The sequence below is a fragment of the Achromobacter sp. DMS1 genome (assembly GCF_001270295.1).
Genome location: NZ_LHSJ01000172.1, coordinates 1 through 9,052 on the forward strand (window position 1 = coordinate 1; position 9,052 = coordinate 9,052).

The 9,052-nt window shown below is 58.3% G+C and carries 12 protein-coding genes and 1 pseudogene; 6 read left to right on the plus strand and 7 right to left on the minus strand.

Annotated elements, in window-relative coordinates; all coding sequences use genetic code 11:
* A partial coding sequence (locus AD428_RS25370; protein ID WP_152968140.1) for a helix-turn-helix domain-containing protein occupies positions 1–111 on the minus strand: 111 nt, incomplete at its 3' end.
* A gap of 267 nt (positions 112–378) precedes the next feature.
* Here AD428_RS25370 and AD428_RS18075 point away from each other — a divergent pair.
* Both AD428_RS18075 and AD428_RS18080 read left to right on the plus strand, forming a co-directional pair.
* Positions 379–2,433, plus strand: a complete 2,055-nt coding sequence (locus AD428_RS18075; protein WP_053246098.1) for a DEAD/DEAH box helicase — start codon at positions 379–381, stop codon at positions 2,431–2,433.
* Positions 2,426–3,615: pseudogene (locus tag AD428_RS18080) on the plus strand (GIY-YIG nuclease family protein). Before AD428_RS18075 ends, AD428_RS18080 begins: the two are co-directional and overlap by 8 nt.
* Before the next feature lie 72 nt (positions 3,616–3,687).
* Here AD428_RS18080 and AD428_RS18085 read toward each other — a convergent pair.
* Positions 3,688–4,314, minus strand: coding sequence for a LysE family translocator (locus AD428_RS18085; RefSeq protein ID WP_053246099.1), 627 nt, complete (start codon positions 4,312–4,314; stop codon positions 3,688–3,690).
* 212 nt (positions 4,315–4,526) lie between these two features.
* On the opposite strand from AD428_RS18085, the gene AD428_RS25375 reads away from it, so the two are divergent.
* Both AD428_RS25375 and AD428_RS25380 read left to right on the plus strand, forming a co-directional pair.
* Positions 4,527–4,829 carry a MarR family winged helix-turn-helix transcriptional regulator gene (locus tag AD428_RS25375; RefSeq protein WP_160318601.1) on the plus strand — a complete coding sequence of 101 codons (303 nt, stop codon included), beginning with the start codon at positions 4,527–4,529 and terminating at the stop codon, positions 4,827–4,829.
* 14 nt (positions 4,830–4,843) lie between these two features.
* A complete protein-coding gene (locus AD428_RS25380; RefSeq protein ID WP_082308483.1) occupies positions 4,844–5,464 on the plus strand; it encodes a hypothetical protein in 621 nt (206 codons plus the stop codon).
* Here AD428_RS25380 and AD428_RS18095 read toward each other — a convergent pair.
* The 3 genes from AD428_RS18095 to AD428_RS25390 are packed head-to-tail and all read right to left on the minus strand — an operon-like array spanning position 5,461 to position 6,880.
* Complete coding sequence (locus tag AD428_RS18095; RefSeq protein ID WP_053246103.1) at positions 5,461–6,318, minus strand: class I SAM-dependent methyltransferase; 858 nt, start codon at positions 6,316–6,318, stop codon at positions 5,461–5,463. The two genes, AD428_RS25380 and AD428_RS18095, sit on opposite strands and share 4 nt — an antisense overlap.
* A complete protein-coding gene (locus tag AD428_RS25385; RefSeq protein ID WP_082308484.1) occupies positions 6,318–6,680 on the minus strand; it encodes a glyoxalase in 363 nt (120 codons plus the stop codon). Before AD428_RS25385 ends, AD428_RS18095 begins: the two co-directional genes overlap by 1 nt.
* Positions 6,677–6,880, minus strand: a complete 204-nt coding sequence (locus AD428_RS25390; RefSeq protein ID WP_082308485.1) for a ribbon-helix-helix protein, CopG family — start codon at positions 6,878–6,880, stop codon at positions 6,677–6,679. The genes AD428_RS25385 and AD428_RS25390 overlap by 4 nt, the downstream gene beginning before the upstream one ends.
* 100 nt (positions 6,881–6,980) lie before the next feature.
* Here AD428_RS25390 and AD428_RS18100 point away from each other — a divergent pair.
* Together AD428_RS18100 and AD428_RS18105 are read left to right on the plus strand one after the other, a co-directional pair.
* Positions 6,981–7,950, plus strand: a protein-coding gene (locus tag AD428_RS18100; protein ID WP_152968141.1) for an IS5 family transposase whose coding sequence is annotated in 2 segments (ribosomal slippage) — positions 6,981–7,406 and positions 7,408–7,950 — 969 coding nt in all. Because the reading frame shifts where the segments join, the coding sequence is not laid out codon by codon here.
* A gap of 33 nt (positions 7,951–7,983) precedes the next feature.
* A complete protein-coding gene (locus AD428_RS18105; RefSeq protein WP_053246101.1) occupies positions 7,984–8,196 on the plus strand; it encodes a hypothetical protein in 213 nt (70 codons plus the stop codon).
* A gap of 60 nt (positions 8,197–8,256) precedes the next feature.
* Here AD428_RS18105 and AD428_RS18110 read toward each other — a convergent pair whose 3' ends face one another.
* Both AD428_RS18110 and AD428_RS18115 read right to left on the minus strand, forming a co-directional pair.
* A complete protein-coding gene (locus AD428_RS18110; RefSeq protein ID WP_053246102.1) occupies positions 8,257–8,553 on the minus strand; it encodes a hypothetical protein in 297 nt (98 codons plus the stop codon).
* Between the two features lie 118 nt (positions 8,554–8,671).
* Positions 8,672–9,052, minus strand: a 381-nt coding sequence (locus tag AD428_RS18115; protein ID WP_160318602.1) for an ATP-binding protein, incomplete at its 5' end; no start/stop codon positions are given.

Consider the following 9,052-nt stretch of genomic DNA (forward strand, 5'->3'; position numbering starts at 1 on the left):
GTATCGCCTGACCGTGTTGCGTGAGCAGCCTAGCTGCTTGGCCATCTCCCGAATGCTGACGCCGCGACGCGCCATTACCTTGATCTCCACTGCTTGCTCCTGAGTCAACATTGTCGGTGGCCAAAAAGCCACCATCATTGCCCAGGTGGGTCAGATTTACTCCGACGGGGTGGGTCAGTATTACACCGGCGCTAACAAGTTGGTTCATCCAGTCAGCAAGAAGCAGGTCGCCGATTGCTTCTTTGACGCATGGAAGTTGAGCTTGTGGTACCTGGAGTTGTCTGTGCTGGCCTTGTGCGGCTACGACGACGCCTACACTAGTCGGTTGACCGCGAAGTACGTGACCGAATCAGAGAAAGTGCCATGGGGAAGGAAAGCATGAGCGACAAGATCAAGTCCGTACCGTCCGTTTCGGTCACCTACGCCCGAAACGGCGCATCGACCAAGGCCAATGCGCTTGGGATGCGGCCCATGCAGGAACGAGCTTACGAGAAGCGCGGCGAGCAGTACCTGCTAATCAAGTCGCCACCCGCCTCTGGCAAGAGTCGTGCGCTCATGTTCATCGCACTGGACAAGTTGCAGAACCAGGGCTTGAAGCAGGCCATTATCGTCGTGCCCGAGAAGTCCATCGGGGCCAGCTTCAACGACGAGCCGCTGTCGAAGTACGGCTTCTGGTCCGACTGGCAGGTCGAACCTAAGTGGAACTTGTGCAACGCGCCGGGCAACGACAACGGCGGCAAGGTCAAGTCACTGGGCGCATTCCTCGAAGGCGACGACAAGGTGCTAGTCTGCACCCATGCGACCTTCCGCTTCGCGGTCGATGCCTACGGCGTGGAGGCGTTCGACGACCGGCTGATTGCGGTCGATGAGTTCCACCACGTTTCGGCCAACCCCGACAACAAGCTGGGCGCGCACCTAGGCCAATTCATTGCGCGGGGCAAGACGCATATCGTCGCCATGACCGGTTCCTACTTTCGGGGCGACGCGGAGGCCGTTCTCGCCCCGTCGGACGAATCGAAGTTTGATACCGTCACGTACACCTACTACGAGCAGCTCAACGGCTACGAGTACCTCAAGCAACTCGACATCGGCTACTTCTTCTACAGCGGCCCCTACGTCGACGACATCCTCAATGTCCTCGACCCGGCCGAGAAGACCATCATCCACATCCCCAACGTCAATTCGCGCGAGAGTACGAAGGACAAGATGCGCGAGGTGGAGCACATCATCGAGGCGCTGGGAGAGTGGCAGGGCATCGACGCAACCACTGGGTTCCAACTCGTCAAGCGCCCGGATGGCCGCGTGTTACGTATCGCTGATCTGGTCGATGACGATGCCTCGAAGCGCGACCGGGTGTCCGCTGCGCTGAAAGACCCGGCGCAAAAGAATAACCGCGACCATGTGGACATCATCATCGCGTTGGGCATGGCGAAGGAAGGCTTCGACTGGATTTGGTGCGAACACGCGCTGACCGTGGGCTACCGTGCCAGCTTGACCGAAATCGTTCAGATCATCGGACGTGCCACTCGCGACGCGCCGGGCAAGATTCGCGCGAGGTTTACCAACCTAATCGCCGAGCCGGACGCGACCGAGGCAGCGGTTACCGAGGCCGTTAACGATACGTTGAAGGCCATCGCTGCGAGCCTGCTGATGGAGCAGGTTCTTGCGCCGCGCTTCGAGTTCAAGCCCAAAAACCCCGACAGCGGCCCCACGCCGGGCTTTAACTATGGCGAGAGTGGCTACGATCCACACCGTTGCAACATTGGTGTCAATGAGCAGACCGGAACTTACCAAATCGAGATTAACGGCCTCGCCGAGCCCAAGAGCAAAGAGGCAGCGCGCATCTGCCAGGAAGACTTGAACGAAGTGATCGCGGCTTTCGTGCAGGACAAGCCCACCATCGAACGCGGCTTGTTCGATGAGGAACTAGTGCCCGAAGAACTGACGCAGGTTCGCATGGGCAAGATCATCAAGGACAAGTATCCCGAGCTTGATGCTGAAGATCAGGAGGCCGTGCGTCAGCACGCCATTGCCGCCCTCAACCTCACCCAGCAGGCCAAGCGGCTTGTCACCGAAGGCGAGGGTGACGGGTCGCCCAACACCGCCCTGATCGACGGCGTGCGTCGCTTCGCGATGGACGTGCGCGAGCTGGACATAGACCTCATCGACCGTATCAACCCCTTCGGCGAAGCCTACGCCATCCTCGCCAAGACCATGAGCGAGGACAGCTTGAAGCAGGTGGCAGCAGCCATCTCGGCCAAGCGCACCTCAATCTCGCCTGAAGATGCCAAAGTGATCGCCAAGCGCGCGGTTGAGTTCAAACGCGAGCGTGGGCGGGCTCCATCGGTTACCTCGCAGGACGCCTGGGAAAAGCACCTGGCCGAAGGCGCAGCCGCATTTATGCGTTTCAGGGCGGAGGGGCGCTATGAGTAACTCCGACCTTGACGACCTGGCGGCGGAGCTGGCCGAGTTCGCACCACCTGAGAAGAAAAATGGCCGCCCAGCCAGCGAGGAGCGTGTCATCGCTGGCTTCGAGGAAATCCAACGCTTCGTAGAGCAGCACGGGCGTGCGCCGCAGCATGGCGAAGACCGCGACATATTCGAGCGCCTATATGCAGTGCGGCTCGACCGTCTACGGGCGCTCCCGGATTGCCGCGCCTTGCTTGAGCCGCTGGACCATCAGGGCTTGCTTGCTGGGGCGCCGGCCGTCACCGCTTCGGTGGACGAAACTATCGACATCGATGGCCTGGCTGCCGAGTTGGCTGACATTCCCCATGCGGACGACATCACGGTCCTGCGTCATGTCCGCACCAGCGCCGAAAAGCGTGCTGCTGAGGAGATTGAGCATCGCGAAAAATGCGAGGACTTCGATCGCTATGAGCACTTGTTCAAGGCGATAAAACAGGACCTCAAGAGCGGTGTCCGAAACACCAGGAGCTTTCTGAGCCAGGCAAAGGCAATGGAAGCTATCCAGCAAGGGGCCTATTACATCCTCAATGGGCAGATCGCGTATATCGCCGAGGTTGGCGAGGACTTCACCACGCAATACGATCGACGTGACAGTCGACTGCGGGTGATCTTCGACAACGGAACCGAAAGCAAAATACTCTTGCGGTCGTTCCAGCGTGCGCTCCATCGTGATGAGGCCGCGCGCGTTATCACCGACCCGGATGCGGGGCCTCTATTCAATGACAGCTTAGAAGAAGGCGACATCCAGAGCGGCACGATCTACGTCCTGCGCTCGCTGTCGGATCACCCCTACATCGCGCAGCACCGCGACCTCATCCATAAGTTAGGTGTGACCGGCGGCAGGGTGGAGGCGCGCATCGCCAACGCCGAACATGACTCCACCTACCTATTGGCGAAGGTCGAAGTGGTAGCGACCTACAAGCTCGCAGGCATCAATCGCACTCGGATGGAAAAACTGTTCCACAGACTATTTGCACCCGCGCGTTGAATATCTCCATCAACGACCGCTTCGGTCACCCCGTGCAGCCCGAGGAATGGTTTCTCGTTCCGCTGTTCGTCATCGACGAGGCCGTGGCGCGCATCAAGGATGGCAGCATCACCGGATACATCTACGATCCCAAGGCTGCGAAGTTAGTGAAGGCATAGGACACTGCAAATGCACGAATAGCCCTGGCCGCTGGCCAAGCGAGTTGCATTTAAGCTGAAGCGGCATAGGTGCTAGCGCTCTTGAAGCGCTAGTCGAACCCCTAGAGCACAGTACACGCAGCCGACCACTTTCCCCTGCCATTTCATCACCGACGGGTTCCGGCGCAGGAAATTGCCCAGCCCGCTCGCGCCCACTGCGAATACGATTGTGCTGACGAGGCCTAGGCCAACAAAGATGATCCCTAGAATGATGAGTTGAAGCGTTATCGACCCGTTCTCTGGCCGAACGAATTGCGGGAGGAATGCAAGAAAGAACAACGCTGTCTTGGGATTAAGGACTTCCGCCAAAATTGCCTGACTGAAAGCCTGACCAGCGGAAATCCGCACTGCGCCAGCCGACGGATTGACAGAGGTTTTTTCCAGAAGCGCGCGTATACCGAGATAAATGAGATAGGCAGCGCCGATATATTTGACGATACTGAACAGCATGGCAGAGGCAGCTATGACCGCCGAGATACCGACCACGGCCATGAGCGTGTGTACCAGGTCGCCAGCGGCAATCCCGGCTCCGGTGGCGATCCCGACCTTCGTTCCAGAAGTTGTAGCCCGCGCCACGGTGAGCAGCGTGGCTGGCCCCGGAATAAAGACAAAGCCTAGAACAACTGCGCAGTACGTAACCATTGTCGTCATGTCGATCATGCTATTTTTCTCCGGGAGAATGATAAGAGGTCAGGCATGCAGCTATTGGCTAATCAGCAGGGCAGTGACTGCGCCACACAACGCTAGCAGTGTCGCAAAGTCTAGAGGTACGCGCCAAATGATCAGCCGCACCCATCTCCTTGCTTTCTCCTGCATAGCCGGCGTCATTTGGTTCGCTCGTTCGAACTCGAGTGCGCGGGGGAGCTTACGGTTTGACGACCGGAGCCGTAACGAGCCTGATCGATCGGTTGGAGCAGGGCGGTTACGTCACTCGTGAGCGTGATCCGCAAGATCGTCGACGTGTCTACGTCCGGCTACGGCCCGAGAACATAGGCGAGCTCGCAGCGATCTATCATCCTCTCCAGGCGGCGACGGAACGTCTGCTCGATCGCTACTCGGCGGCAGAATTGAACCTGCTCATAGATTTTACAGAACGCAGCGCAGAGATCGCGAGCGATTTCGTTAGAAGCCTTAGAAACCTGGAAACTCAAAATGACAGCGCTGATAAGCGGTAAAAGGGGTTGTATAGATGTCGAAAACTGATGGGTTATCAGAATTACTCATTCATCAAGCGAAGTTGCAGACCGAAGCCGACGCGCTAATAGATGCGCTCGGCTTGGACAACTTGCTGTCAGATATCGGAAGCCCGACGCGCGTGGGAAGTTCCGCACTGGGTCTGATGGTCCGCCGGGATATCGACATCACGGTTGTATGCAAAAAGCTGGATGAGGAGACGCACCGCGCGGTGGCTGAACTTGGCGGGAAGCTGGCTATGCATGCTTCTATAGGCTCTGTTCAATTCCGCAATGATACGGGTATCTGGAACAGTGATGTCGAAAAATATCCCGATGGCCTGTATCTGGGGGTAACCTGTCGCGACGAGACCGGCCGAGACTGGACCTTTGACATCTGGTTTGTCGACGAGCCGGAGAGGCAGCCTGATCTCAAACATCTTCGCACAATTCCGCCAAAGCTGACCACTTCCGCTCGCCAGTCGATTTTGGCGATCAAAACCGCGCTGGCGAACGCTTCCTGTTCAGGTAAACGCCCGTCCAGCTTTCAAGTTTATGAAGCTGTACTCGAATTCGGCGTAACCAGCCTGTCTGAGTTTGAAGACTGGCTGAAAGGGCCTCGTCAACCAGAGTTCTAGGTCTTCGCGACCAAGAACTCTTCCGCGCTCGATAATTGCAAGCCATCCTTCCGGTTCGTGAAGTAGCGTTGTGCAAGTGCGCTCGGAGGGACATGCCGAACATCCTGAAAGCCGGCACTCCGGGCCATGGCCATTATCTCTTCAGGCGCGAATAAGCTAATGAATGGTGTTCCGCTTGCGCGTGCACCCTCGAGCGCCTGCCCAAGCTGTAGCCGAACATCAGGCGGCATGAGATAGAGCGGCAACATGAACGTCATGGCGAGTGTCGATCCTGGCGCAAGCGCCGCGACCTGACGGAAAGTTGCCAGAGTTGCTTCTTTCGTCAGGTACATGCTGACGCCGGTGGAAGCTATGATGGCCGACTGCTTCGCATCGAAGCCCGCCTCCGCAAGTGCCTGCCAGACAGAGCCTCCTGCTTCGAAATCAACCGGGACAAAGCGCAACCATTCAGGAATGCCATAGCCAAGCGCGGTCAGCCGTTGGCGTTTCCATTCCTGGGGCGCCGGCTGATCGACTTCAAAGATGCGCATCCGACACGCAACGTCTCTCCTGCGTTGGGCGAAGGTGTCGAGACCGGCACCTAAGATGACATACTGCGCAACGCCGCGATCGGCTTGTTCAATGACCAGATCTTCGACAAACCTCGCTCTGGCAACTATCGACGCACGAAAGGTCTTTGTAAAATCGGGATCCATGTCGGGACGACGCCGCCACTCCGCGCCGGGCGCCAGAAGGCGAAGCCCAACCCTGTCCTCAAAGACGTGAGGCGCTGCATCGATCTCGACGTGCAGGGCACGCCACAGCGCGGTACGTTCTGCCGTGCTCTCCGGCGCCAAGTTCGCCTTGCCTTGCATCATGTTGATGCGCCGGCTTTTCTCTGTGCTGGGGCTTCCAGGCTCCAGGTCCGGCCATCCGGATCGCGGACAGTCATTTCCCGCGTACCCCAATGGGTATCTGCGAACGGCGAAACGACTTCAAACGGGGGGTCAAGGTCAAGGGTTTCGCCATCTCGAATCTTTAGCACCATTTGGATGGCAGGCTGCTCGTTCTCTGGCACTTCGGCGATGAAAAGATACGGGCCTGCCTCGTTGCGCAGTTGTCCAGAATTATGATCGGTTTCAAAGTCAAGCTCATATCCCAAGGACTGAAAGAACTTTGCGGACTTTCCCCAATTATGGGTCGTTAGGAAGATTGCTTTCACACCTTCGGTCTTCATTGTTCATCTCCATTTCTACGTCCGTTTTGGCTGCGCGGAAGATCGTCTCTCTTGTTGATTTTCTCGTTCAGATACGCGCGTAGCGCGTCGGCAACGAGCGCCGAGAGCGACATTTCGGCTTCAATCGCATGATGTTTGACCTCTCGGATCAGGCTGACCGGGAGGTAAACGTTGAACTGCTTGACATCTTCGCTAGCCATAGGAGCTAGTATGCTAGCAAACTAGAATCAAATCAACCCTAAGGATGCTCTGAACAATTCCCTTGGGCGACAATAGCGCAAGGTTTGACGGATGACGACGATGCAGCTGAGCTTTGGGGATGCGGAACACACGGGCAAGCGGAAGAAGACGCGGCGCGAGGTCTTCCTGGATGAGATGGAGCAGGTGGTGCCGTGGAACGTGCTGCTGGCGTTGATCGCTCCGCACTACCCGAAGATGGGCCAGCGCGGCCGGCAGCCGTATCCGCTGGCGACGATGCTTCGCGTCCACTTCCTGCAGCAGTGGTACGCGCTGAGCGACCCGGGCATGGAAGAGGCGCTGTACGAGATGCCGGTGATGCGCCGTTTTGCCAGTCTGGGCGGGCTGGACAACATCCCGGACGAGACCACGATCCTCAACTTCCGGCGGCTGCTGGAGGCGCATGATCTTGCGCCGCAGATCCTGGAGCGGGTGAATGCGCATCTGGCGCGCAAGGGCCAGAGTCTGAGGGCGGGCACGATCGTGGATTGCCACGATCATCGCGGCGCCGAGCTCGACCAAGAACAAGGACGGCCAGCGCGACCCGGAGATGCATCAAACGAAGAAGGGTAACCAGTGGCACTTCGGGATGAAAGCGCACATTGGTGTGGACGAAGAGTCGGGCCTGGTGCACCACGTGGAGTGCACGGCGGCGAACGTGCATGACGTGACGCAGGTGCACAAGCTGCTGCACGGCAAGGAAGACAAGGTATGCGGAGATAGCGGCTACACCGGCGCGCACAATCGCGAGGAATTGCAGGGCGTTGACGCCGCGTTCTGGATCGCCGAGAAGCCGTCGAAACTGCGCACGATCAAGAACAAGCGCGAACGCAAGTACGCCGAACGCTGGGAGCACTTCAAGGCCAGCGTGCGGGCGAAGGTGGAGCATCCGTTCCGGGTGGTGAAGCGACAGTTCGGCTACACGAAGGTGCGCTACCACGGCCTGACGAAGAACACGGCGCAGGTGCTGACGCTGTTCGCACTGTCGAACCTGCGGATGGCGCGGCGACGTTTGCTGCAAGCGGCGGGGTAAATCCGCCTTTCGTTTTCCGACTTCCTGCTTGTCATGGGGGTGTTGTTCCTGGTGTTCGTGCCGGGCTTCTATCTGCTCGGCCAGCTCATTTGGGCGTTGGGTTTCGGCCCCCAGGCATCGGCGATCGCGGACAAGATGGAACGCATACAGCAGACCGTCATGCGGCCGACCGGGCAACGGCTGATCGGAACGGCTGACCAGCTCTCAAAACTGCGGGTCCGGCCATTTAGCGGCCGCCAGCGCTGACCCTTCTGCCCCGCGCTACGCGGGGCAGCTTCGTTTAATCATCGCCTTTAGTGGCTCATGCTAGCCGTTTATGATGAATTGCTCCGCGTCTTCCAGTGACGGAAAGACCTTACCCCCGTCTCGAAACTCCGGGCCATAGCGGTACGCTTTCCAGGCTCCGCAGTCCAATGGATGAGCCTCACCTAAAAACTGGCCGCTATCGGACTGGATGAGACGGGCCTTGAGCGGCTTTTCACGGACCGCCTTGACCTGGTTGATGAACTTGTTCGCGTTCTTCGCCTGGCGTTCCGTGATCTCCCCGGCCGCGAGCGCCTCTGCCACCGCTCCTAAATCCAGCCCTAGTTTGAGTTCATCCATACCACGCCGATTGGCGGGCTTTCTTGTTTCGCTCATACATGTCAACGCCGGTTGAAAACTGACCCACTTTCGTCGGAATCGTCGGAGTAAAACTGACCCACCCCGGCGTCCAAAAAACCTAGCTCCTGATCTTGATATTCCCTGCTTTGCGCTTGTCCTTGAGTCGGTAGCTTTCCCCGGCAATCTGCACGATATGGGCGTGATGCAGCAGGCGGTCGAGCAAGGCGGCGGTCAGCGTTTGGTCCTCAGCAAAGCATGAGGACCACTGACTGAAGGGCAGATTGCTGGTGACGATGATGCTGGTGCGCTCGTAGCGCTGGGCCACCACGTTGAAGAACAGATTCGCCTCCTCGCGTCCAAACGGCAAATATCCGATCTCATCGATCACCAACAGGCGCGGCCCGATGATGGCACGGTTGAAGTACTGCTGCAGCCGATCCTGTTTATGGGCGGTGGCCAACTGCATCATCAGGTCGGCGGCAGTCAGGAAGCGGGTCTT